Origin of the sequence: Aquirufa beregesia, assembly GCF_011090385.1 — a bacterium.
GTDB lineage: Bacteria > Bacteroidota > Bacteroidia > Cytophagales > Spirosomataceae > Aquirufa > Aquirufa beregesia.
The window spans coordinates 663,166-687,546 of sequence record NZ_SEWW01000001.1; the positions used below are offsets into that span (position 1 = coordinate 663,166).

Here is a 24,381-nt window from a genome sequence, read left to right on the forward strand (position 1 = left end):
TTTTTTTCAAAATCTCTAGTCCTATTTATCCGTCTGAGATTGCATAAAAAACCAATATCCTTCTTTTAAGCTAAACGTAGAAATCCACATTTCAGGTATGTCGTATCGTTGTAATACTTGAGAAATTAAGGCATTGGCATAGGGTATTATACTGGCTCGAAACATTTTCATACCTGGCAAATTGACTCTTTCAGCATAGGATATGCGATCAATCAATTCCTTATTTTGATGAAATTGATTGATTGACAATGGATAAGAACGATCAAGTGGTATCTTTCTCTTCCCCAATTGAGCCATTTCTAAGTCCCAAAGGGTTTCAAATGCTCCAGCAGCACCAATCAAAACGCGGGGCTTATTATGTTGACATATCCGATCTAAGGGTTCTAAAGCCTGTTGAATAAAAGCTATTATTGGCTCATCGATACTCTGATGATACTCTCCTTGAACATGAAATAATGATTGTAATTGCAGCCCCCCAATTTCTAGACTAATTTTCCCTAGCACTTGATTCCCTTGAAATAAAATAAACTCAACACTTCCCCCTCCAATATCCATGACTAAACTAATTGCATTCCAAGGATTAGGTAAAGAAGATCGAATACCTTGATAAATTAATTCTGCTTCCCGAATTCCGGAAATGATTTCCACTTGGATACCTAATTCATGTTGGACCTTAGCCATGAATTGAGGTGTATTTTTGGCACGCCTAATGATACTAGTACCTAAGGCAACAATCTGATTATCTGCACATTGATAAAAATTGGCCATCTGCTTAAACTCCTTCAATGTTTGGAGAGCTCTCTCCATCGCATCATCTTGTAAGATGTTGGTTTCCATAGCTCCCTTACCCAAAGAAACAGGTCTTTGTTCGTGAGCTAAAACAATCATTCTTCCGTCAGATTCCTGCTTTTGTGCAATCAATAATTGGAACGTATTCGTACCTAAGTCTATAATCGCACGAGGCATCATATTTATTTCTATTTTGGAACAAAATTAATCCCAATTGAGGTTAAAGTCCTGAATTATTTTCTTTATTTTAGAGGAAACGTTCGCTTCCTCCATCTCAACAAAAATTTATGCTGGATCCAAACTATGATGAAAACAAGGAAGATTTGCAATCTTCTGTTCAGCGTTTCGAAAAAATGATTTATCAGCATGAAAATTCATTTTTTGATGTCGAGACTTTGGAACAAATCGCAGAGCACTATTTTGTTCACGCCAAATTCGAAGAAGCATTAAAAGCTTGTGATTTAGGTTTGACCCATTTTCCATATACTTTAGAATTAATTTCATTAAAAGCGCAGATTCTGGGTGATATGCAAAAGCCTGAAGAAGGAATGGAATTAATTGAAAATGCCATTTTATTATTCCCTACTGATTTAGAAATAATGTTGGTGAAAGGTTCATTGCTCAGTCAAATGCAACACCATGAAGCAGCCGTAGAAGTATTTCTAGCCGCATTGGAAATAGCTGAAGAAAAAGACGAAGTATATTTTAGATTGGGTTTAACATATCATGCTTGGTCTAAGCCAAGAGAAGCAGTCGATATGTTCAAAAAGGCCTTGGAGATCAATCCAGAGAATGAAAATGCTTTAGTGGAATTAGCCAATTCCTTGGATGATATAGGGAAAATTGAAGAAAGTATTCCTTTTTATAAGCAATTCATTGATGAAGATCCTTTTTCTTATACGGCTTGGTACAATTTAGGTATCGCCTATTCGAAGCTCAAGCAATATGAAAAAGCGATTGATTCATATGAGTATTCCTTGGCAATTGAGCCCACTTTTGGTTCTTCCTTATTCAATTTGGGGAATACGCACATGAACTTACAAGATTATGTGCTGGCAGAAGAAAATTACCGTCAATGTTTAAAATACGATGAGCCTAATCCCGAATTGTATTGTTGCTTAGGTGCTAGCCTAGAGCGACAAAAGAAATTCAATGAGGCCATTGAATTCTATAAAGAAGCTATTAAAATCGATCCATTGTGGGATGAAGGTTATTATGGTTTGGCCGTATGTTTAACAGAATTAGATAAATGGTTTGAAGCTCTTCATTTTCTAAAGAAATCACTCAAGCTGAATGAGACTAATCCTCTATATTGGACGGGATTAGCTGATGTTGAAGCCTATTTAGGCAATACGCTTTCAGCTGATGAAGCATATCAAAAATCCATTGAATTAGACTCCTTTTTCGCCCCTACTTGGATAAAATGGGCCCAATTGCATTTTGAATTAGAGGATTATGAGAAATCTGCAGACATTATGCTTTCCGCCATTGATGAACTGCCTGAAGAAGCCGAATTATATTACCGTTCTGCCGTATATTTAATTAAAGCTGGTCAATTCAAGGATGCCTTTCATTTTCTAGAATCTGGACTTCTTTTGGATTATGATAAACATGAAGTCATATTTGAATTTTTCCCCAATTTAGAAACTCAAAAGGCTATTTTTAAACTGATACAGCAGTATAAGAAATAACCTTACATGTAGTTTTGAAACCATTTATACTTAATTGCTAGAATATTTCTCAATATTTTGGCATTTTCCATACTTATTATTTCCAACCCTAATTTTTATGAAAAGAACAATTCTCATTGCACTCTTGTATGTCATTGGTATTAGCGGCGTACAAGCTCAACAAAAATCAAAAACAGTATCTTCTGCGCCAAAATCTACTTCTGTTTCGGCCAAAACTAGTTCCTTAAGTATTCCTGAGAAAATTACTTCTGCGGAGGGAATCACGGAATATCGCTTAGGGAATGGTTTGAAAGTTTTATTATTTCCTGATCCATCCAAACAAACCATCACGGTAAACATCACCTATTTGGTGGGTTCTCGCCATGAGGGTTATGGTGAAACGGGTATGTCTCACTTATTGGAACATATGGTATTTAAGGGTACCAAGGAAAAACATAAAGATGTGGCAAAAGAAATCACGGATCATGGCGCTCAGTTTAATGGGACCACTTGGTTAGATCGGACGAATTATTTTGAAACATTTGCCTCTACAGATGAAAATTTAGATTGGGCATTGGACATGGAAGCTGATCGAATGATCAATTCTAGAATTGCCAAAAGCGAGTTGGAAACAGAAATGACGGTGGTTCGAAATGAATTTGAAATGGGTGAAAATGACCCAGGTTCTGTGTTAAGTGACAGAATTGTTTCTACGGCTTTCTTATGGCACAATTATGGTAATTCTACCATTGGTGCTCGGTCTGATATTGAAAAAGTTCCTATTGGGAATTTACAGGCTTATTACAAAAAATATTACCAGCCAGACAATGCTGTATTATTAGTAGCAGGAAAATTTGATCCGGTAAAAACCTTGAATTTGATCAATCAAAAATTTGGAGTAATCTCAAAACCTGAACGAGTATTAACCAAAACCTTTACTGCGGAACCCACTCAAGACGGTGAGCGTCAGGTTACACTTCGTCGTGTAGGTGATGTTCAAGCCGTAGGTGCGGCCTACCACATCCCTTCTGGCTTGCACCCTGATTATATTGCTTGTGATGTTTTTGTTGATTTATTGACAGACGCTCCATCGGGTCGACTATACAAAGCTTTGATCGATACCAAAAAGGCGGCATCTCAATTTGGATATAGTTTCCAATTAAAAGAGCCTGGTTTGGTTTATTTTGGTGCAGAAGTACCTAAAGATAAATCGGCAGATTCGGTACGCACCATTATGTTGGAGACCATAGAACAATTTGCCAAAACACCACCTACCCAAGCAGATGTAGATCGTATTAAATTAAAAAACATTAAAAACATTGAATTACTGCTAAACAATGCGCAACGGGTTGGAGTTGGTTTATCCGAATACATTGCTCAAGGAGATTGGCGTTTATTGTTTCAAACGAGAAATTTAGTGGAGAAAATTACGGCTGAAGATGTTCAACGAGTTGCGCAAAAGTATTTTAAAGCATCCAATCGTACTTCAGGTATTTTCTATCCAACGGAAAAACCAGATCGTGCTGAAATTCCTGATGCAAAAGAAGTGGAAGATATATTAAAAGATTTCAAAGGTAGAGCTGCGGTGGCAGAGGGGGAGGCTTTTGATCCATCTCCAAGTAATATTGATTCTCGAACTAAAAAGGAAACTATCGGTTCTGTCAAAGTTGCTTTATTAGCTAAGAAAACAAGAGGAAGCTCAGTTTATGCTCGAATGACCATGAGATTTGGTGACGAAAAGTCCTTATTAGGTACTGCTACTGCTGCAGATTTAGCTGCCGATATGTTAACTAAAGGAACATCAAAACATACTCGCCAACAATTCCAAGATGAATTAGATAAATTAAAAGCCCGAGTTTCTATCACTGGAGGCGCTACTCAAGCCAACGTTTCCGTTGAAACTACACGAGAAAACCTAGTTCCTGCATTAAAATTAGTGGCAGAAGCACTTAAAACACCGATATTCCCTGCGGATGAATTTGAGAAATTAAAACAAGAAAATTTAACTCAAATCGATGCTCAAAAAAGTGATCCACAAGCAAAGGCCATTGAGGCTTTGAACCAAGTGAGAACAGGACATTATGCCAAAAATGATGTCCGCTATAATCCAACTTTAGCCGAGCAAACAGCTTTATATGGTTCCGCTAAATTAGAAGATGCGGTATTTTTCTACAAGAATTTTTACGGAGCAAGTTCTGCTACTTTTTCTGCAGTTGGGGATTTTGATGAAAATGAAGTGAAAGATGTGATTAAAACTGAATTTTCAAATTGGAAATCTTCAAAGCCATATACTAGAATTCCAGAAATCGTGGCGGATGTAAAACCAGTTATTAAATCCATCGAAACTCCTGATAAGGCAAATGCATTTTTTGTTGCTTATCAACCTTTAAAAATATCTGATACCGATCCAGATTATGCAGCTATGGAGATCAGTAATTATATTTTAGGTGGAAGTCCAGGTCTTGCCAATCGTTTAATGGGAAGAATTCGTCAAAAAGAAGGTTTATCATATGGTGTTGGTTCTCAATTTAGTGCCCACCCTATTGATAAAGCTGGTAGTTTCTTAACCTACGCTATCTATGCTCCAGAGAATTTAGCCAAATTAGAAGCTGCCTTCAAAGAAGAAGTTGAAAAAGTATTAAAAGAGGGATATACAGAAAAAGAAATTGAGGAGGCAAAAAAATCTTGGTTACAAGGTAGACAAGTGGCACGCTCTCAAGATAATTCTTTAAGTAATGCCCTGAACAATAATTTATTTTTGAATCGTAGTTTAAAATTCTCAGAAGAATTAGATAAAAAAGTCAATGCATTGACGTCAGATCAAATTTTACAAGCAACGCGTAAAACACTGGACTTACTGAAAATGTCTTTGATTAAAGCAGGTGATTATGAAGGAGCAGCCAAGAAAAAGGCAGCTAAGACTGAAAACACCCCAAGTAATACAGGTGCTGTAGGTGGAGCACCAAAACCGTAGGCATAGCTACGGCTCTACCAAATCAAAAGCCGCAGTATAGCTACGGCTCAACCAAATCAAAAGCCGCAGCAATGCTGCGGCTCAATCAAACAAAAAGCCATAGTAATAACTACGGCTCAACCAAATCAAAAGCCGCAGCAATGCTGCGGCTCACCTATGCTGCGGCTTCATCAAGGGCAAATAACCCTACTAACAGAACTCCTCAAATACCCCTTCCAAATGAGCTGAAATCAATTCGGCAGAGCGACCTTCAATATGATGACGCTCAACAAAGTGAACCAACTCGCCATCTTTAAATAATGCAATGGATGGTGATGATGGAGGATAAGGCAATGTATATTCTCTAGCTTTTTGCGTTGCTTCTTGATCTACGCCTGCAAAAACAGTCACTAAGGTATCTGGTTTTTTACTAGAGGCTGCTACTGCCTCTTTAACGCCTGGACGAGCTGTACGAGCAGAACAACCACAAACTGAATTGATAAACAATAAAGTGGTTCCTGGTTTAGCTAATACTTCTTCTACTTCTGAGGCTTGTTTCAATTCTTGAAATCCACCCTCAACGATATCCATCCTCATAGGATGTACTAAATGTTCTGGATACATATTAATCTATTTAAATTTGAATGTGATAATTTATTACATAAAACCAAGTTCTAATTTGGCAACTTCCGACATCATATCTTGAGAATATGGTGGATCAAAGGTTAATTCTACGGAAACCTCAGCCACTCCTTCTATTTCGCGAATTGCCTTTTCGATGTCCACAGGGATACTTTCAGCTGAGGGGCAGGAAGGAGATGTCAAGGTCATTAATACATATACATTATTAATGGGGAAAATCTTAATTTCATAAATAAGGCCTAATTCATAAACATCCACAGGGATCTCTGGGTCATACACTGTTTTAATGGCCTGTACAACCTTTTCCTTTAAATCTGCCTCAGTTAACACTGAGCTTGGTGTCGTATTTTCCATATCTTAAGCTTTTGAAGAATAAGCAAGTGCATAATTTTTCATTTGTTTTACCATGGACAATAAACCATTGGATCTAGTCTGAGCTAAATGCTGACTCATTCCTATGCGATCGATGAAATATAAATCGGCTTTCATAATATCGGCTGGACTATGCCCAGATAAAACGCGAATCAACATACTGATCAATCCTTTTACAATCACTGCTTCAGAATCTGCTTGAAAAATCAATTTTCCATCTTGCATAAATGCATGAAGCCAAACTCTGCTCTGGCAACCTTTAATAACGTTTTCCTCAGTCTTAAATTCATCCGACAATCCGGGTAATTTCTTACCTAGATCGATCAAATATTCATACTTATCAGCCCAGTCGTCAAATAGACCAAACTCCTCAATCAATTCTTCTTGTGTATCGTTTATACTCAAAGCCATATTATAATAACATTGTAACTACTCGTTTCAAACAAGTAACAAAACGGTCAATTTCCTCCTTGGTATTGTAGAACGAGAATGAAGCTCGACAAGTTCCAGGTATATCAAATCGCTGCATCAAAGGCTGAGCACAATGGTGCCCCGTCCGAATGGCAATGCCAAATTTGTCTAATAAAACACCAATGTCTTGTGGATGTGTTCCTTCAATTAAAAAACTCACTACTGCAATCTTATTGGGGGCCACACCAATGATTTTTAAACCATCAATTTGACTTAATTGTTCGGTCGCATAGGTTAATAATGCATTTTCTTGTTCTTCAACTAACCCCTTTTCTAGGGAATTTAAGTAATCAAAAGAAGCAGAAAAGGCAATCACATCAGCAATATTCGGCGTGCCTGCTTCAAATTTATAGGGTAATTCATTATACGTCGTTCCGGAAAAACTCACTTCTTTGATCATCTCTCCTCCCCCTTGATAAGGTGGCATTGATTCCAAAATCTCGCGTTTACCATATAACACTCCTACACCTGTAGGTCCAAATAATTTATGTGCAGAAAAGGCAAAAAAGTCCATATTATACCGCTGTACATCCATTTCCATGTGTGCCACAGATTGAGCCCCGTCAATCAAAATCTTAGCACCATGAGCATGAGCTAAATCAATCATCTCTTGAATGGGATTAATCGTTCCAATGGCATTGGAAACATGGTTTACCGCTACGAGCTTTACCGTATTTTCTTGCAATAATTTTCGGTAAGCATCCAAATCTAAAACACCTGAATCAAGCACAGGAATAACCAATACCTCAGCTCCCTTTTCCAAAGCAATCATTTGCCAAGGGACAATGTTAGAGTGATGCTCTAAGTTGGAAACAAGAATTTTATCACCAGCTTGAAAATTTGCTCTACCAAAGGTCTGAGCTACTAGATTGATACTGGCAGTTGTTCCCGATGTAAATATGATTTGATCACTGGATTCCGCATGTAAAAAGGATTGAATTTTTTTACGAGTCAATTCAAATGCCGCTGTAGCTCTTTCCGCCAAAGCATGTATTCCCCTGTGAATATTGGCATTATCTTCAGAATAATACTTACTCAAAGCATCTAAAACCGCCTTCGGCTTTTGAGTTGTAGCTGCATTATCAAAATAAATCAATGGAGAACCATTGACTTGTTGGTCTAAAACAGGAAAATCTAAACGAATTTGTTCAATGCTGGCCATGGTACTACTAATTTGACAAATCGACGGACTGTTGAATTTTAGCTACTATTTTCTCCGTAAGAGATTCTCTCAACACCGGATGCTCTACTTTATTGATTACCTCTTGAACAAATGCCAATAGCAATAAAGTTCTAGCTGCTGGTAAAGAAATACCTCTGGAACGCATATAAAACAAGGCCTCTTCATTCAATTGACCAGTGGTTGTACCATGCGAACACTTTACATCATCTGCCCAAATTTCCAATTGAGGTTTCGTATTCATGGTGGCTCTAGTAGAAGCCAACACATTTCGACAAGATTGAAAAGCGTTGGTTTTTTGAGCATCCTGACGAACAAAAATCTTACCATTAAATACCCCCGTGGCATTTCCCATCAACACCCCTTTATACAATTCATTGGATTCCGCATGAGGCATGCGGTGATCCACTACCGTGTGGGAATCCATTAGTTGATTTTCACCTGGAACGTATAAACCATTCAAATTGGAAACCACCTGTGGACCTTCAATGTAAAAATGTAAATTATTTCGAATCAAAGACGCATTCAATGAAAAAGTGAAAGTATCTACTTGACTACCTTCAGCTTGATAAATAAAGGTGTGGTCAATGTGACTCACCCCCTGTTGAAAATCTTGATCCTTCAAATAAGTAAATTGAGCTCCCTTGGAAACAAATATCTCTTGAACAAAATTGGATAGAATATCTGCCGTACCAGTCGAAGTTTGTTGCTCAATTAAAGTAGCCTTAGCTCCTTCTTCCACATAAATTAATAGCCTAGATTGAACAGAAGAAGCTTTTTCTATGGAATTTACTTGATATTGATGCAAGATGGCTTGCGAAATTTCAACATCCTTTTTAATCCAAATTACGGGGTGCTGTGGACTAAGTGCCACATTTAGGTCAAATAATGAATTTTGATCTAAAATTGGTTTTTTACTGGTCCAAATTTCCAGAAAATCAGGGCATTTTTGAATAAATTCATTAAAATTTAACACCTCAATTCCATCATTTGAACTAGTCTTATCTATGGATAGGTAGGCATTAGATGAACGAATAATTAATTCTGCCCAATCGGCTGAAATAGGCGAATTTGAATTTCCTTTTGGAAACCAATTTCGATCAATTCCATTAAAATCTTTCAATGAAGTATATTTCCACTCTTCCCATTTGGAGGTAGGGAAACCTTTGTCCAAAAATTGACTCAAGGCTTTCCCTTGCTCTGATTCTAAACCTAGGGTTTGGGCAATATCTTGTAATGTAGTACTTAATTCAGCTGATAACATATCTTATTGATCTACTTCAGATTTAATCCAATCGTAACCTCTTTCTTCTAATTCCAAAGCCAATTCTTTGGTTCCTGATTTCACAATACGCCCTTTATAAAGCACATGAACATAATCTGGAACGATATAATCCAATAATCGCTGGTAGTGAGTCACTAAGATGGTGGCGTTATTGGGACTTTTCAATTTATTAACCCCTTCCGCTACAATGCGCAAAGCATCAATATCTAATCCAGAATCTGTTTCATCCAAAATGGCCAATTTAGGATCCAAAACTGCCATTTGGAAAATTTCGTTGCGCTTCTTCTCTCCTCCTGAAAAACCTTCGTTCAAAGCTCTACTCAATAGAGATTGATCTATATTAACATAGGCCATTTTTTCTTTAAACATCTTCAAAAACTGAACCGCATCCATAGGTTCCTCTCCCCGGTATTTACGAATTTCGTTTACAGCAGATTTAAGGAAATTGGTTGTAGATACCCCTGGAATTTCTACAGGATATTGAAATGCCAAGAAAATGCCCTCTGCGGCTCTTGCTTCAGGAGCTAAATCCAACAAGTCTTTACCTAAAAATTGTACTGTACCTTGAGTAACTTCATAATCTTCACGACCCGCTAAAACGGACGCTAGCGTGGATTTACCTGAACCATTGGGTCCCATGATGGCATGCACTTCACCAGCTTTTACTTCTAAATCTATTCCTCTTAAAATTTCTTTTTCTCCAATAGAAGCATGTAAATTTTTAATTGACAGCATAATGTTTGTATTTGATTCTTACTTTGAATCACAAAATTATAACCTATACCTTGGAAAAACCATAGCTTATTTAGATTCACTCTAAACAATAGCGATTATTCTCCATTTTTTTTCTAATTTTGCATCAAATACAAAATTCATCCTCATGATAACTATTTCTGATTTAGCAGCCGACCGAATTAAAGAGTTAAGATCTAAAGAAGGTTTAACAGAGGAATATAATATCCGTGTGGCAGTCGAAGGCGGTGGATGTTCAGGTTTAATGTATCAATTGGATTTTGCAGCTGAGCCAAAAAGTACCGATATGATTTTCGAAGACAAAGGGGTAAAAGTGATGGTCGACAAAAAATCCATCTTATACCTAGCTGGAACAGAATTGGACTTTTCAGATGGTCTCAACGGAAAGGGTTTTCAATTCAAAAATCCGAATGCTTCGCGTACGTGCGGATGTGGTGAAAGCTTTTCTATATAAGCAACATCTAAAAAGGCAACATAGATTGGCGACCTTCTAAAATGTAGGGTTGCATCATCTGATATACCCGATGTATGGGTAAGCCCATCACGGTATAAAAAGATCCTTCCAAGCGGCTAATTCCCACCATACCAATAAAATCTTGAACGCCATAGGCGCCGGCTTTATCTAAGGATGAACCTCCTTTGACATACCAATCAATCTCCCAATCCAATAAACTCCTAAAAGATACAATAGCTCGATCTACTTGGGTATTGACTCCACCTGGGCCTATTAACGATATACCCGTATACACGTCATGATCCTTACCTGATAATTGCAAAAGCATTTCTCTTGCTTCTTGTTTGTCAGCAGGCTTATTCAATATTTGACCATCCACCACCACAATCGTATCTGCTGCTAAAATTAATTGGCTCGGACAGGACATAGCTAACACCTGAGCCTTCTTTTCTGCTAAAATCCCAGGAACCTCTTCAATTTGCCAAGACGGATCAATGGATTCATCTATATCCGCTGGTAAAATCGTAAAATCAAATCCTGCTTGCGTTAAAATTTCCTTCCGACGAGGAGAATTTGACGCTAATATGAGGGGATATTGTAGAGAAAGTAGAGTTGACATAATTCAAAAATACATGATTTTGCTTCATTAAGGCCTATTCTCAAAAAAAATATTTAAAAACATTTGTATTTAATGTAATTACATTTAATTTTACAACATCAATTTATACAGATATGGAAATTGCAAGCGAGTTACAACAAAGCAACTTTGTCTCTGAAGAGGCTAAAGCCATTGTCAATGTGATTTTTACAGGCAACTGGGTGGCATACCAACAGCAGGAATTATTAAAACCTTATGACCTTTCCATGCAACAGTACAACGTACTTCGCATTTTAAGAGGACAAAATGGAAAACCCATGACGGTATTGGCCATCATTGAACGCATGTTGGATCGTACATCCAATGCCTCTCGATTAGTCGATAAATTGGTAGAAAAAAAATGGGTCTTACGAAGGGAGTGTCCCAACGACCGTAGAGCTGTGGATGTCCTTATACTTCCTGAGGGATTAGCTATCCTCCAACAACTGGATGAAGTTCAAAATGAATGGGTTAAGCGTTTCAGTCACATGAGCCAAGACGATTTAATCAAACTAAATGAACTTTTGGACCTTTTTAGAAATTAGATACGCATTACAGTTCATCAACAATTTTATATTTCTCTTTTACATTCAATTACAACCCTTTTAAAATTAAACAACAATGAAAAAAGTAAGCTTTATTCTTTCCGCCTTAGCCTTCGTGGCATTTACACATCAAACAATTGCTGCACCTAGCACAAGTCCAGTTTCAACTAAAGCTAGTAGCATTGTATGGAATGCTAAAAAAGTAACTGGTGAACACACGGGTACTATTGGTATTTCGGCAGGTAAATTAGTAGTTAACAAAAATCAGATCACGGGTGGCAATTTCACCATTGATATGAAATCCATTGTATGTAAGGATATTACAGATCCTGAATACAACAAGAAATTTGTAGGTCATATTTCTTCTGGTGACTTTTTTGAGATTGAAAAATTCCCAACTGCTCAATTTGTCATCACAAAAGTAGCTGGTAACCAAGTTAGTGGTAATTTAACTATTAAAGGAATCACCAAAGCGATCACTTTCCCAGCTCAAATTGCAGTAAGCAATGGAAAAGTAAGTGCAAAAGCTAACATCACAATTGATCGTACGGATTATGACATCAAATTTGGTTCTAAAAAATTCTTCGAATCTATTGGTGACAAAGCGATCTTCGATGATTTCACTTTAGCAGTGACTTTAGTTTCTGAATAAAACAATTGACAAACTTAGCCTGTTACACAGGCTAAGTTTTGTTCCACATAATAATACCCTAAAAATTATGTCCTTAGTAGATGCTTTGCAATGGCGCTATGCAGCCAAGAGAATGAATGGAAAAAAAGTGGACGCATCTAAAATTGATTCCCTTTTATCTGCGATTCAATTATCTGCCTCAGGTTTTGGCTTACAGCCTTACCAGATTCTAGTGATTGAAAATGAAGAATTAAAAGCAAAAATTCAACCAGCCGCTTATAATCAGCCTCAGATAGTAGAATCCTCACATTTGTTGGTTTTTGCTGCCTGGAATGAGGTTACAGCCGAAAAAATTGATGCATTTATTCAATTGGTATCCGAAACTAGAAACGTAAACATTGCTGATTTAAAAGCGTATAAAGATGCCATTGCTGGCTCTTTGCTTAGTCGGCCGGTGGAAGACCAAATCAAATGGATGGATAAACAAGTGTATTTAGCTCTGGGTACGGCCTTAGCTGCAGCCGCTAAATTGGAGATTGACAGTACACCAATGGAGGGTTTTAAACCAACAGAAGTTGATGCCATTTTGAATCTGAAAGAAAAAGGTCTACATGCTGTTTTAATGATGGCAGTAGGTGAGCGTGATGAAGCAGTCGACTTTATGGTCAATGCCAAAAAGGTCCGCTGGCCCAAAGAAGAATTATTTATACATATTATCTAAATCAGTATAAAAAGAAAAAGGTCTCTTTCGAGACCTTTTTTTATGCTAAATCAGCTAGGCTAATCTGAGGGCTCAGACCGAGTTTCTTACCCTCTTCTAGCATAAATTCCCAAGCAGAAGCTAAATCATTTTTGACTTGACCTTCTAATATAGCTTCTCGAATAGCCACCTTAATTAATCCAATTTCCTTTCCTGGCCCAACGTCAAAGACTTGCATAATAATCTCTCCAGAAATGACAGGTTGAAAATTCCTCAAGGAGTCCTTTTCTTCTACCTCTTTCAATTTCTCCTCTACTTTATCAAAATTCTTTAAATACCGTTTGACTTTATCGCCATTTTTGGAGGTAATATCGGCTCGACAAAGTGTCATCAAAGCTTCCAATTCTTCGCCTGCTTCAAACAATAATCGACGTAAAGCGGCATCCGTAATTTCTTCTTTGGACAAAGCTATGGGTCTTAAATGCAGTCGAACTAGCTTTTGAACTAATTTCATCTTCTCATTCAAGGGCAGTTTCAGTCGCTTAAAAATGGCAGGAACCTGCCTTGCTCCCATCTCTTCATGTCCATGAAATGTCCAACCTTTTTTCGGGTCAAAGCGCTTCGTGGCAGGCTTAGCTATATCATGCAAAATAGCAGCCCAGCGCCACCAAAGGTCATCTGTATGCTGGGAAATATTATCTAATACTTGAAGGGTATGGTAAAAATTATCTTTATGGCCTTTTCCTTCTTCTGTATCTACTCCTTTTAGTTTGACAAATTCCGGAAAAATGATGGGTAAAATTCCGCAGGCATCCAGTAGCAAAAATCCATAAGAAGGCTTTCTACAAAGAATAATCTTATTCAGTTCTTCGGAAATCCGCTCCATGGAAATAATCTCTAGTCGGACATTCTCTACTTGAAGTGCTTCAAACGTACTGGGAAATATATCAAAGCCTAATTGAGCGGCAAAACGAATAGCACGCATCATGCGCAAAGGATCATCTGAAAAGGTAATTCCTGGCTCTAAGGGTGTTCGTAAAATTCGAGCTTCCAAGTCTTTCAATCCATCAAATGGGTCCAAAAGTTTACCCCATTGCGCTGAATTTAGCTGAACTGCCATGGCATTGATGGTAAAATCCCTCCGATTTTGATCATCTTCTAAGCTTCCTTCTTCCACAACGGGTTTTCTAGAATCTCGTTGGTAAGATTCTTTTCTGGCCCCGACAAATTCCAAATCCCAATCATCCACTTTTAACATGGCTGTACCGAAGTTCTTAAAAACGGAAACTTGGTGTTCGGGTAGATTAAATTCACGGGCAACTTCTTCTGCTAAAGCTATACCTGAACCAATGCAAACCACATCAATATCTTTCTTACTATCTCGGCCTAAAATGGCATCGCGTACATATCCTCCAATGACATAGGCATCTAAGCCCAAACGGTCAGCAGCAGCTCCAATCTTGACAAAAATTGGATTTCCAATAATTTCCTTTCCCGTTTTTATCATTGACGAATCATAGTATAATCACCATTAAGGCCTAATTTGACAATTTTAGATGCCTTAGCTTTCCCTTTGGGAGGGTTTGGGTTTTGTAAAATATAATCAGCCCCATCTTTAACGATGGATGAAATAGTTTCGAAATTTTCTGGAGATGGTTCCCCTGATACATTTGCTGAAGTGGAAACAATGGCCCTTTGGTATCGATAAACGAGTCCTTTACAAAACTCATCTTTGACTAAGCGAATGGCGATAGTTCCTTCAGGTCCTAACACATGTTTACTGACATTTTTACCTTTAGGATAAATGACCGTTAATGGATCTTCGGCAAAATCCACTAAATCCCAGGCAATATCAGGTACTTGCTCTACATATTCATTTAATTGCTCAATCTTGGATATAAGCAAAATCAGACCCTTATTTTCTGGTCTTTGTTTGATGTCAAACAATTTCTCAATAGACGCATCCATCCGAGCATCACATCCTAAACCCCAGATCGTATCACTAGGATATAAGAGAACTCCTCCTGATTTTAATGATTTTATTGCGTCGTCGTAAATGGACTGTATCATAACACAAAGGTAAAGATTAATTCCTCTTTTATTAAGTCGAGAATCAATGTTTAGCTTGAATTGGCTACCTTTGCAAACATTTTAATCACAATTTCTTCGTCTTTGGTATGTCGAGTATACAAGTACAACTCATTGCAAGTATTCAAGCTGGTTTAAGTTCCTTATTTCAAATAGAGGAAAATGACCTCAGCCTTCAAGAAACTAAAAAGGAATTTGAAGGGGCCTATACTTTTGTTGTCTTTCCCTATACCAAAAAAGCGGGCAAAGCACCTGCACAAATTGCTCAAGCCTTGGGTGATTATTTAGTAGCAAACAATCCGCAACTAGTTAAGGCTTATCAAGTTGTGCAAGGATTTTTAAATATTTCCTTACACGATTCTGTTTGGTATGATTTATTACAAGAAATAGCACAAGACAATTCAGCTTTTCAATTGGCGCCAAAAAATGAAAAAATTGTCATTGAGTACTCCTCCCCTAATACCAACAAGCCCCTTCATTTAGGCCATTTAAGAAATAATTTTCTTGGTTATTCGGTAGCTCAAATTCTAAAAGCTGGGGGTTACGAAGTCATTAAAACTAATTTAGTGAATGACCGCGGGATACATATTTGCAAGTCCATGTTGGCTTATCAATTGTTTGGAAATGGGGAAACTCCAGCTTCCAGCGGATTGAAAGGCGACCACTTAGTGGGCAAATATTATGTAGCCTTTGATAAGGCTTATAAATCAGAAATTGAACAATTGGTGGCAACTGGAATTGATCCAGAAAAAGCGAAAGCTCAAGCACCCATTATGTTACAAGCTCAGGCCATGTTATTGGCTTGGGAGCAAGGAGAACCGACCGTAATTCAATTATGGGAAACCATGAATGCATGGGTATTGGATGGCTTTGCAGCTAGTTATAAGCAAATGGGCGTTGATTTCGATAAAATTTACCGTGAATCCAACACCTATTTATTGGGTAAAAAATTAGTTGATGAAGGATTAGCTCAAGGTGTTTTTTACCAAAAGCCAGATGGTTCTGTTTGGATTAATTTAGAAGAGGAGGGTCTGGATGAAAAATTGGTCTTGAGAAAAGATGGAACTTCTGTTTATATTACCCAAGATATGGGGACGGCTCAATTGAAATTTGAGGACTTTGGAGCTAAACAGTCCATTTATGTGGTAGGTAATGAGCAAGATTACCATTTTGAGGTCTTGTTCCATATTTTAAAGAAACTGAATAAACCTTTCTCTTTAGGGAATTATCACTTATCCTATGGCATGGTGGATTTACCTAGTGGTAAAATGAAATCAAGAGAAGGAACGGTGGTAGATGCGGATGATTTGATGCAAGAAATGGTAGATACTGCCAGAGAAAGGACCTTGGAATTGGGAAAAATAGAAGGATTCTCCGAAGAGGAATCCAATCGATTATTTCAACAATTGGGAATGGGGGCATTAAAATACTTTTTATTGAAGGTAGACCCTAAAAAACGCATGTTATTTAATCCAGAGGAATCCATTGATTTCCAAGGCAATACAGGGCCATTTATTCAATATACTCATACGAGAATTTGCTCCATACGAAGAAAAGCGATAGAAAAAGGCTTTCCTTTAAGTGGCGAAAACTATTCGGCCATTTCATTTGCTGAATCAGAAAGAGAATTAATCTATTTATTAGGAACATATAAAACGAAACTGGAGGAAGCTTGCGAGAACTTCTCGCCATCAATAATTGCGCAATATTCCTTTGATTTAGCAAAACAATTCAATAAATTTTACAATGAATTGACGATCTTAAATGAAGAAAACGAGGAGATTAGAACAATTCGACTTACCTTGGCGGACTTAACAGGCAAAACAATTCAGCACGCAACTTCGTTATTGGGAATAGTTTCTCCTGAACGAATGTAACATGAAACGAATTTTAACTTTCTCACTTATATTAATCACTGTCGTTATGCTAGTAAATATTGTCAAAATTGGATCCTTATTAACGGCGCTTACATTGCCGTTTACCCAAAACACCATTTTAAATCGCCCAGAAAACGTGGAAACTGTTGTTGCTGCACCGAACTTTCATCATTTCAAAATGAAAAGTATTGATGGCAAGGTTATTGACTTTAGCCAATTTAAAGGAAAGAAAGTGGTGGTATTAAATACTGCCTCTAAATGTGGGTATACTCCACAGTATGCGGATTGGGAGAAATTCCACCAAGCCAATAAAGACATTGTTATTTTAGGTTTTCCTGCCAATGAATTTGGAGGTCAAGAACCAGGTACCAATGAAGAAATTGCCAGCTTTTGCCAGAAAAATTATGGTGTTAGCTTCCAAATGATGGAGAAAGTCGTGGTAAAAGGTGATGGGAAATGTGACTTGTACCAATGGCTTACTGATAAAAAAGGTAATGGTTGGAATGAAAAAGAACCAAGCTGGAATTTCTGTAAATATGTCATCAATGAAAAAGGTGAATTAGTCAACTTTTTCGCATCTGCTATCAAACCTTCTAGCCCAGAATTTCTGCAAGCTTTAGCGAAATAATTAATTTCTTACATCCCTGAATTTTTCAAATTCAGGGATGTTTGTTTCTAATAAATACAACAATATGAATCGTTGGGTAGAAGCCGCCAGGCCCCGCACATTACCTCTGGCCATTGCCAGCACCATTTTAGGTAATATTTTGGCCTATGTGGATGGCCACTTTCAATGGTCCATAGGTGCCCTAGCTATTCTAACTACCCTTTTGCTTCAAATTTTATCCAATTTTGCCAACGATTTGGGTGACACGCAAAACGGCATAGATAATGCGGACAGAAAAGTAGCGCTACGAGCTGTTCAGACCGGGGCTATCAGTCCATCAGAAATGAAACAAGCCGTTTATCTAAGTGTCCTTTTAGCATTTATTTCAGGCATAAGTTTACTGTACATTAGCCTTCAAGCGGCATCCATTGAAATTATTTTAGGCTTTTTAGTTTTAGGCATATTGGCCATTGGAGCTGCCATTGCCTATACGGTGGGTAAAAGGCCATATGGCTATATGGGATTAGGTGACCTTTCTGTATTTATTTTCTTTGGCTTAGTAGGTACCGTAGGAGTCTATTTCTTACAAACGTTGGAATTTAAATTAGCTACCTTTTTGCCAGCAGCGGGTTGCGGATTCATGTCGGTAGCTGTACTAAACTTGAATAATTTACGTGATTTGGAAAATGATAAAAAACAAGGAAAATTGTCTATCCCTGTTCGTATAGGTAAAACAGCGGGGTTTTTATATCAAAAATTCTTATACATTTTAACCATCTTAAGTTTTGGAATATTCCCGATGGTGAATCATGGAGTCCCTCCTACTTTGATTCAAAACTCCACCATGTTAGCCGCCTTCATTCCTATCGCCCTATTAGCCAACAAATTACAGCCCAATTTAACACCCGTTCAAATAGACCCCTATTTGAAAAAAACGGCTTTAATTACCTTATGGCTTATTTTGGTATTTGGCTTTACGCAAATTTTTCTTAGCGAGTGATTTCCCTTATTTTTACATTATAAATAGAAATTAAACCATGAAGTGGACTTCTCTGGCTATTGCCTGCTTGCTAATTTTTTCTAATTCGATGATGGCACAAGATGGTGTCAATTACATGGAACTAGGTTTAACTCAAAATAAAACGGGGAATTATGCCGAGGCCTTACGAAACTTCAGTATAGAAATTGAGAAAAATACGGCTAATCCAAATCCCACAGCCTTTTATAACCGTGGTTTTGCGAAGTATAATTTGAAGGATTTTCGGGGAGCTATTTTGGATTTCGAAAAAGCGATTGAATTAAAATCCACTTATTATGAGGCATTCATAGCTCGTGGGCAAAGTTATAGCAAGCAAGACAATCATAAAATTGCCATTCAAGACTACAATGAAGCCATTCGCTTAAATCCATTAGAAGCTACGGCTTATTATTCCAGAGGATTGTCTAAAAGTAAATTAGAAAACTACCGTGGTGGCTTATCTGACTTTAATAAATCCCTGGAATTAAACCCTGAATATGCGCCATGCTTGGCCGCCAGAGGAGATTGCAAAGCGAAATTAGGCGAATATGCCAGCAGTATAGAAGACTACAGTAAGGCCATTGAGATTAGTCCCAAAAGATCTACTTATTACTCAGGTAGAGGGTTTGCCAAAATGAAGTTGAATGATTTTGCCAATGCCCTAAAAGATTTTAATGAAGCCTTAAAAATAAGTCCAGATGAAGCCAATGATTGGTATAATTCAGGATTTTGCAAAACACAACTGGAGAATTTCAGAGGAGAAAATGGAGAAAAAGGAGCATTAGAAGATTTCAATAAAGCATTGGAATTAGAACCCGCTAAAGTGGAAGCATTCTATGGAAGAGGTTTTGTTAAATCAAAACTAGGAGATCAGCGGGGTGCCATAGAAGATTATACCAAAGCTGTGGATATGGGAAATTTGGACAATGCTAAAATTTCATATACGGCTAAAATGAATAAAGCGGTATTGGATGAATTACGTAATTCTGTTCAAGATAAAATTAAAATTGCTGAATTCAGCGCTGAAAGGGCTGAAATTTATTTTAACCGAGGCTTGGCCAAATCTAAATCTGGAGACCCTAAACAAGCTATGGATGATTACAATCGGGCGATTTCACTAAATCCCATTTATGCGGATGCCTATTTCATGAGAGCTATGGCCAAATCCAATGTAGGGGATCAGCGTAATGCCATTCAAGATTGCAGTAATGCAATCAAATTGAATGCCAAATACGCAGAGGCCTATTTTGTTAGAGGTATCATCAAATTAGTATTAGCCGATACCACTGGATGTTTGGATTTAAGTAAAGCGGGAGAATTGGGATATAATCCATCCTTCCAAGTAATCCGAGATTACTGTAACTAAAATTACTCGAAACGTAAGTGTTTAACGGATTCTCCTGAAGAAGCTAATTCTTCCAAGGCATCTATACCTATCTGAAGGTGTAGGTTTACATAGTTGTCGGTTACTTTCTTATCGCTAACATCTGTTTTTACTCCATCGGGAGTCATGGGATTATCCGATACTAAAAGTAAAGCTCCACGAGGAATTTTATTGACAAATCCTACCGTAAAAATAGTAGCCGTTTCCATATCAATACACATGGCACGGATATCGGATAAATACTTTTTGAACTCTTCATCGTGCTCCCACACTCGACGATTGGTGGTGTAAATTAAACCTGTCCAATAATCCTTTTCATGTTTCTTAATCATAGAAGACACGGAACGTTGCAATCGGAAAGAAGGTAAAGCAGGTATTTCTTTGGGCATATATTCATCGGAAGTCCCTTCTCCCCTGACAGCCGCAATGGGAAGGATTAAATCCCCCAAAGCAAGGTTTCTTTTAAGTCCGCCACATTTACCCAAGAACAGTACTGCTTTAGGTGAAATAGCAGAAAGAATATCCATCACAGTAGCAGCCATGGGTGAGCCCATTCCAAAATTGATGATGGTAATATTATCAGCCGTGGCTGTTTGCATGGGGCGATCCTGTCCCAGAATTTCTACGTCAAATTTTTGTGCAAACATATCAACGTAGTTCTTGAAATTGGTCAATAAAATATACTGGCCAAATTTGTCCAATGGTGTACCTGTGTAGCGAGGTAACCAATTTTGTACAATTTCTTCTTTAGTTTTCATGAAAAGAGATAGTTCGTGATGAAATTAATCTACAAATAGATTAATTTAGAGTTTGTGTAATGGCCTATGATGCAACCTATAGCTGACCTGACGCTCCAGTTCCCCCCTTATGATTACAAATTAAAAAAAAAGGATGGAAAACTCTATATTTTTGACCCCATTGCTAAAAAATATAGATTGCTTTCTCCAGAGGAATGGGTTCGTCAACATTGTTTGCAATACATCACCAGTCACCTACATTATCCCTGTGGAATGATTCAAATTGAAGGAGGCATCAGCATCAATCAATTACAAAGAAGAAGTGATATTCAAATATTTGCTAAAGATGGAACTGTGTTTATGATCATTGAATGTAAAGCACCTCATGTAAAGCTTACAGAAGTTACTTGGCAACAGATTAGTCAATATCAAAAACAGATTAATTCCAAATATTTAGTACTCACTAATGGTCTAGAAACCAAACTATTAGAAATAGATTTATTACACCAAAAAACAAATACATTAACACAATTTCCTATTTATTCATGAAAAGAACGACACAAGTATTTGCCTATTTGATTATCAGTCTACTTAGTGTAAGTGCGACTTGGGCTCAAAACAAGACTAAAACATTAGCCAAAAGACCAGCCTTGGTTGTAGGTATTGTGGTTGACCAAATGCGATATGATTATTTATATAAATACCAAGATCGCTATAGTGACAATGGCTTTAAGCGATTGATGCGTGAAGGTTTAAATTGTCAGGATAATCATTATAACTATGCTCCAACAGTAACAGCAGCTGGCCATGCGAGTGTTTATACAGGAACAGTACCAGCAGTTCATGGAATTGTTGGAAATGACTGGACGGATGTAGCCACTGGCAAAAAGGTATATTGTACTGAAGACAGTACAGTTACCACTGTTGGGACCACAGGCAAAACGGGGTATATGTCGCCCAAAAATCTTTGGACAAGTACTATAACGGATCAATTGCGAATAGCACAAAATTTCCGTTCAAAAACGATTGCTATTGCATTAAAAGACCGTGGAGCCATTTTACCAGGTGGCCACACTGCCAATGCCTCTTATTGGTATGATTCTAAGGAAGGCCGATGGATAACTTCTTCTTTTTACATGAAAGAATTACCGACATGGGTTCAAAAATTCAATTCAGAAGAAAAAGCAATTAAATATGTCAAACAAGGATGGAATACCTTGTATCCTATTGAAACCTATGTTCAAAGTGCGGAGGACAATTTACCATTTGAAGGCAAATTACCTTCGGAAAAAACACCTACATTCCCTCATGCATTAGAAGGTTCTAATCCTTTAGAAATTATTCGTTCTACACCTTATGGCAATTCGATTACTAAAGATTTTGCCCTAAAGGCGATTGAAGAAGAAAAATTGGGACAAAACAATGCTACTGATTTTCTAGCTGTTAGCTTTTCTTCCACGGATTATGTAGGACATGCCTTTGGCCCTCAATCCATTGAATTAGAAGATACCTATTTACGATTAGATCGAGATATTGCTGAGTTATTGGCATATTTAGACAAGCAATTTGGTAAAGATCGCGTATTGGTATTTTTAACAGCTGACCATGCTGTAGCGGAGGTTCCTGGATACTTACATTCTAAAAAATTGCCAGGTGGGGTATTTGAAGCTAGCAAGGCCTTAACTGAGGCAAAAATTGCCTTGCAAAAAGAGTTTGGTTCAGATAAATTAATTGTGGGTAGTGAAAACTCTCAAATTTACATTGACCATCAATTAGCTGAAAAATTAGCCATCAATCGTAAAAAATTACACCAAGTAATTTTAGCTGCTTATTCCAAAATAGAAGGTACATCGACAATCGTTGATATGCAGGATGTTGCCAATAGCACCTTAATTCAACCTTATAAAGAATTGGTTTCTAATGGGTATCATCCAGCACGCAGTGGGGATTTTATGATTTTATTGAAACCACAATGGTTTATGGGAGGAAAAACAGGAACTACCCATAGTACGCTTTATGCATATGACACACATGTCCCCTTATTGTTTTATGGTTGGAAAGTTAAACCTCAAGAATTAAGTAGTAGAACTAGTATTAGTGACATATCAACCACCTTAGCTAATTGGTTAGGTTGCATGGAACCTTCGGGAAGTATTGGTAAAATTATACCGATGGCTAAATAAGTTTTGATAATACGATTCAATTATAAATTTTAAAAGAAAAATGGCTATTTTTGAGCCAAATTTTTGAACTAAATAAAGATTAACCTATGAAAATTGCGGTAGTAGGAACGGGATATGTAGGCCTTGTCACAGGAACATGTTTTTCAGAAACGGGTAACCACGTCACATGTGTCGATATCAATGAGGCTAAGATTAATCAGATGAAAGCGGGTATTGTACCCATTTATGAACCAGGTTTGGAAGATTTATTTCACCGCAATGTGGAGGAAGGGCGATTAAACTTTACCACTTCCTTGGTGGAAGGAATAGAAGGAGCAAAAGTGATCTTCTTAGCACTTCCAACGCCTCCAGGAGAAGATGGTTCGGCGGATTTGAAATACATTTTGCAAGTAGCCCATGATTTAGGTCCATTATTGAAAGAATACACCGTTATCATCGATAAAAGTACTGTTCCTGTAGGCACTTCGGAATTGGTAAAAAATGCCATTGCGAAAAATGCTCAGGTTCCTTTTGATGTAGTTTCCAATCCTGAATTTTTGCGTGAGGGGGTGGCCGTAGAGGATTTCATGAAACCAGATCGAGTGGTGATTGGAACTGAATCTGACAGAGCTAAGGAATTAATGACCAAATTATATGCCCCATTGGTTCGTCAAGGGAATCCTATCATTTTTATGGATGAACGCTCGGCTGAAATGACTAAATATGCGGCCAATGCATTTTTAGCGACCAAGATTACCTTTATGAATGAAATAGCCAATTTATGTGAATTGGTTGGTGCTAATGTGGATGATATTCGTCGTGGTATTGGCACAGATTCACGTATTGGTAAGCGGTTTTTATTTGCAGGGATAGGATATGGTGGAAGTTGTTTTCCAAAAGATGTACAAGCATTGGCCAAAACTTCCGAAGAAAATAATTACAAGTTCCATATTTTGGACAGTGTGATGCGGGTGAATGAAAATCAAAAAACTAAATTATTACCGCAAGTTCGACAATATTTTAATGAAGATTTAGCTGGTAAAACCATTGCTATTTGGGGATTGGCATTTAAGCCATATACGGATGATATTCGTGAAGCACCAGCTTTGTATAACATTGAAGCTTTATTAGAGGCAGGATGTACCATCAAAGCCTATGATCCAGAGGCGATGCCGAATGTTCAGGCTTTATTAGGTGATAGCGTACAATTTTGCAAAAATCCTTATGAGGCCTTAGAAGAAGCTGATGCCTTATTAATTGTTACTGAATGGCCCCAATTTCGTACACCTGATTTCGAGAAAATGGACTCTTTACTGAAAAATAAAGTCATTTTTGATGGTAGAAATTTATATGAATTATCTCAAATGAAAGAATTGGGATATACGTATTATTCCATTGGCCGTCAAACCGTATTATCATAAATCAT

24 protein-coding genes are annotated in these 24,381 nt (G+C 37.5%); 13 read left to right on the forward strand and 11 right to left on the reverse strand.

Annotated features, from left to right (window positions below; translation table 11 throughout):
* Nucleotides 1-21: 21 nt before the first annotated feature.
* Nucleotides 22-969 (reverse strand): Ppx/GppA phosphatase family protein, encoded by a 948-nt coding sequence (locus EWU23_RS02910; protein WP_166228616.1) that lies wholly within the window; start codon nt 967-969, stop codon nt 22-24.
* A gap of 107 nt (nt 970-1,076) precedes the next feature.
* Here EWU23_RS02910 and EWU23_RS02915 point away from each other — a divergent pair, with 107 nt between their 5' ends.
* On the forward strand, nt 1,077-2,480 hold the full coding sequence (locus tag EWU23_RS02915; protein ID WP_166228618.1) for a tetratricopeptide repeat protein: 1,404 nt from the start codon (nt 1,077-1,079) through the stop codon (nt 2,478-2,480).
* A 97-nt stretch (nt 2,481-2,577) separates the two neighbouring features.
* On the forward strand, nt 2,578-5,433 hold the full coding sequence (locus tag EWU23_RS02920) for a M16 family metallopeptidase (protein ID WP_166228620.1): 2,856 nt from the start codon (nt 2,578-2,580) through the stop codon (nt 5,431-5,433).
* A 189-nt stretch (nt 5,434-5,622) separates the two neighbouring features.
* Here the strand turns inward: EWU23_RS02920 and EWU23_RS02925 are convergent, their stop codons facing one another.
* From EWU23_RS02925 to sufC, 6 genes are read right to left on the reverse strand one after another with little or no spacing between them, the layout of a single operon-like run.
* On the reverse strand, nt 5,623-6,036 hold the full coding sequence (locus EWU23_RS02925) for a BrxA/BrxB family bacilliredoxin (protein WP_166228622.1): 414 nt from the start codon (nt 6,034-6,036) through the stop codon (nt 5,623-5,625).
* Between the two features lie 33 nt (nt 6,037-6,069).
* The gene (locus tag EWU23_RS02930; protein ID WP_166228624.1) at nt 6,070-6,408 is read right to left on the reverse strand and encodes an iron-sulfur cluster assembly protein; all 339 of its coding nucleotides are present in this window, start codon (nt 6,406-6,408) and stop codon (nt 6,070-6,072) included.
* Nucleotides 6,409-6,411: 3 nt separating this feature from the next.
* Nucleotides 6,412-6,831 carry a SufE family protein gene (locus EWU23_RS02935; protein ID WP_166229029.1) on the reverse strand — a complete coding sequence of 140 codons (420 nt, stop codon included), beginning with the start codon at nt 6,829-6,831 and terminating at the stop codon, nt 6,412-6,414.
* A gap of 7 nt (nt 6,832-6,838) precedes the next feature.
* The gene (locus EWU23_RS02940; protein ID WP_166228626.1) at nt 6,839-8,059 is read right to left on the reverse strand and encodes an aminotransferase class V-fold PLP-dependent enzyme; all 1,221 of its coding nucleotides are present in this window, start codon (nt 8,057-8,059) and stop codon (nt 6,839-6,841) included.
* 7 nt (nt 8,060-8,066) lie between these two features.
* Nucleotides 8,067-9,341 (reverse strand): Fe-S cluster assembly protein SufD, encoded by a 1,275-nt coding sequence (gene sufD, locus EWU23_RS02945; RefSeq protein ID WP_166228628.1) that lies wholly within the window; start codon nt 9,339-9,341, stop codon nt 8,067-8,069.
* Nucleotides 9,342-9,344: 3 nt separating this feature from the next.
* Nucleotides 9,345-10,097 carry a Fe-S cluster assembly ATPase SufC gene (gene sufC, locus EWU23_RS02950; protein WP_166228630.1) on the reverse strand — a complete coding sequence of 251 codons (753 nt, stop codon included), beginning with the start codon at nt 10,095-10,097 and terminating at the stop codon, nt 9,345-9,347.
* Between the two features lie 145 nt (nt 10,098-10,242).
* Between sufC and EWU23_RS02955 the strand changes: the two genes are divergently transcribed.
* The gene (locus tag EWU23_RS02955; RefSeq protein ID WP_166228632.1) at nt 10,243-10,569 is read left to right on the forward strand and encodes a HesB/IscA family protein; all 327 of its coding nucleotides are present in this window, start codon (nt 10,243-10,245) and stop codon (nt 10,567-10,569) included.
* A 7-nt stretch (nt 10,570-10,576) separates the two neighbouring features.
* Here the strand turns inward: EWU23_RS02955 and EWU23_RS02960 are convergent, their stop codons facing one another.
* Entirely contained in the window at nt 10,577-11,188 is a 612-nt protein-coding gene (locus EWU23_RS02960) for a Maf family protein (protein WP_166228634.1), read from the reverse strand.
* Nucleotides 11,189-11,301: 113 nt separating this feature from the next.
* On the opposite strand from EWU23_RS02960, the gene EWU23_RS02965 reads away from it, so the two are divergent.
* From EWU23_RS02965 to EWU23_RS02975, 3 genes are all read left to right on the forward strand, one after another.
* Nucleotides 11,302-11,751 (forward strand): MarR family winged helix-turn-helix transcriptional regulator, encoded by a 450-nt coding sequence (locus EWU23_RS02965; RefSeq protein WP_166228636.1) that lies wholly within the window; start codon nt 11,302-11,304, stop codon nt 11,749-11,751.
* A gap of 76 nt (nt 11,752-11,827) precedes the next feature.
* A complete protein-coding gene (locus EWU23_RS02970) occupies nt 11,828-12,403 on the forward strand; it encodes a YceI family protein (protein WP_166228638.1) in 576 nt (191 codons plus the stop codon).
* A gap of 67 nt (nt 12,404-12,470) precedes the next feature.
* Nucleotides 12,471-13,103 (forward strand): nitroreductase family protein, encoded by a 633-nt coding sequence (locus EWU23_RS02975; protein ID WP_166228640.1) that lies wholly within the window; start codon nt 12,471-12,473, stop codon nt 13,101-13,103.
* 40 nt (nt 13,104-13,143) lie between these two features.
* On the opposite strand, the gene EWU23_RS02980 is transcribed toward EWU23_RS02975, so the two are convergent.
* Together EWU23_RS02980 and EWU23_RS02985 are read right to left on the reverse strand one after the other, a co-directional pair.
* Nucleotides 13,144-14,589: a CCA tRNA nucleotidyltransferase gene (locus tag EWU23_RS02980; RefSeq protein ID WP_166228642.1), complete on the reverse strand. Its 1,446-nt coding sequence runs from the start codon at nt 14,587-14,589 to the stop codon at nt 13,144-13,146.
* Entirely contained in the window at nt 14,586-15,152 is a 567-nt protein-coding gene (locus EWU23_RS02985) for an L-threonylcarbamoyladenylate synthase (protein ID WP_166228645.1), read from the reverse strand. The genes EWU23_RS02980 and EWU23_RS02985 overlap by 4 nt, the downstream gene beginning before the upstream one ends.
* Nucleotides 15,153-15,259: 107 nt before the next feature.
* Here EWU23_RS02985 and argS point away from each other — a divergent pair, with 107 nt between their 5' ends.
* The 4 genes from argS (at nt 15,260) to EWU23_RS03005 (ending at nt 20,038) form a co-directional block, all read left to right on the forward strand.
* Nucleotides 15,260-17,047: an arginine--tRNA ligase gene (argS, locus tag EWU23_RS02990; protein ID WP_166228647.1), complete on the forward strand. Its 1,788-nt coding sequence runs from the start codon at nt 15,260-15,262 to the stop codon at nt 17,045-17,047.
* A gap of 46 nt (nt 17,048-17,093) precedes the next feature.
* Nucleotides 17,094-17,675, forward strand: a complete 582-nt coding sequence (locus tag EWU23_RS02995) for a glutathione peroxidase (protein ID WP_235942130.1) — start codon at nt 17,094-17,096, stop codon at nt 17,673-17,675.
* A 64-nt stretch (nt 17,676-17,739) separates the two neighbouring features.
* Complete coding sequence (gene menA / locus EWU23_RS03000) at nt 17,740-18,654, forward strand: 1,4-dihydroxy-2-naphthoate octaprenyltransferase (RefSeq protein WP_166228651.1); 915 nt, start codon at nt 17,740-17,742, stop codon at nt 18,652-18,654.
* Nucleotides 18,655-18,691: 37 nt separating this feature from the next.
* The gene (locus tag EWU23_RS03005; protein ID WP_166228653.1) at nt 18,692-20,038 is read left to right on the forward strand and encodes a tetratricopeptide repeat protein; all 1,347 of its coding nucleotides are present in this window, start codon (nt 18,692-18,694) and stop codon (nt 20,036-20,038) included.
* Nucleotides 20,039-20,040: 2 nt separating this feature from the next.
* On the opposite strand, the gene EWU23_RS03010 is transcribed toward EWU23_RS03005, so the two are convergent.
* A complete protein-coding gene (locus EWU23_RS03010) occupies nt 20,041-20,814 on the reverse strand; it encodes an AMP nucleosidase (protein WP_166228655.1) in 774 nt (257 codons plus the stop codon).
* Nucleotides 20,815-20,880: 66 nt separating this feature from the next.
* Here EWU23_RS03010 and EWU23_RS03015 point away from each other — a divergent pair, with 66 nt between their 5' ends.
* From EWU23_RS03015 to EWU23_RS03025, 3 genes are all read left to right on the forward strand, one after another.
* Entirely contained in the window at nt 20,881-21,342 is a 462-nt protein-coding gene (locus EWU23_RS03015) for a type I restriction enzyme HsdR N-terminal domain-containing protein (protein ID WP_166228657.1), read from the forward strand.
* Entirely contained in the window at nt 21,339-22,976 is a 1,638-nt protein-coding gene (pafA, locus tag EWU23_RS03020) for an alkaline phosphatase PafA (protein ID WP_166228659.1), read from the forward strand. Before EWU23_RS03015 ends, pafA begins: the two co-directional genes overlap by 4 nt.
* A gap of 86 nt (nt 22,977-23,062) precedes the next feature.
* Nucleotides 23,063-24,376: a UDP-glucose dehydrogenase family protein gene (locus tag EWU23_RS03025; protein ID WP_166228661.1), complete on the forward strand. Its 1,314-nt coding sequence runs from the start codon at nt 23,063-23,065 to the stop codon at nt 24,374-24,376.
* Nucleotides 24,377-24,381 lie beyond the last annotated feature (5 nt).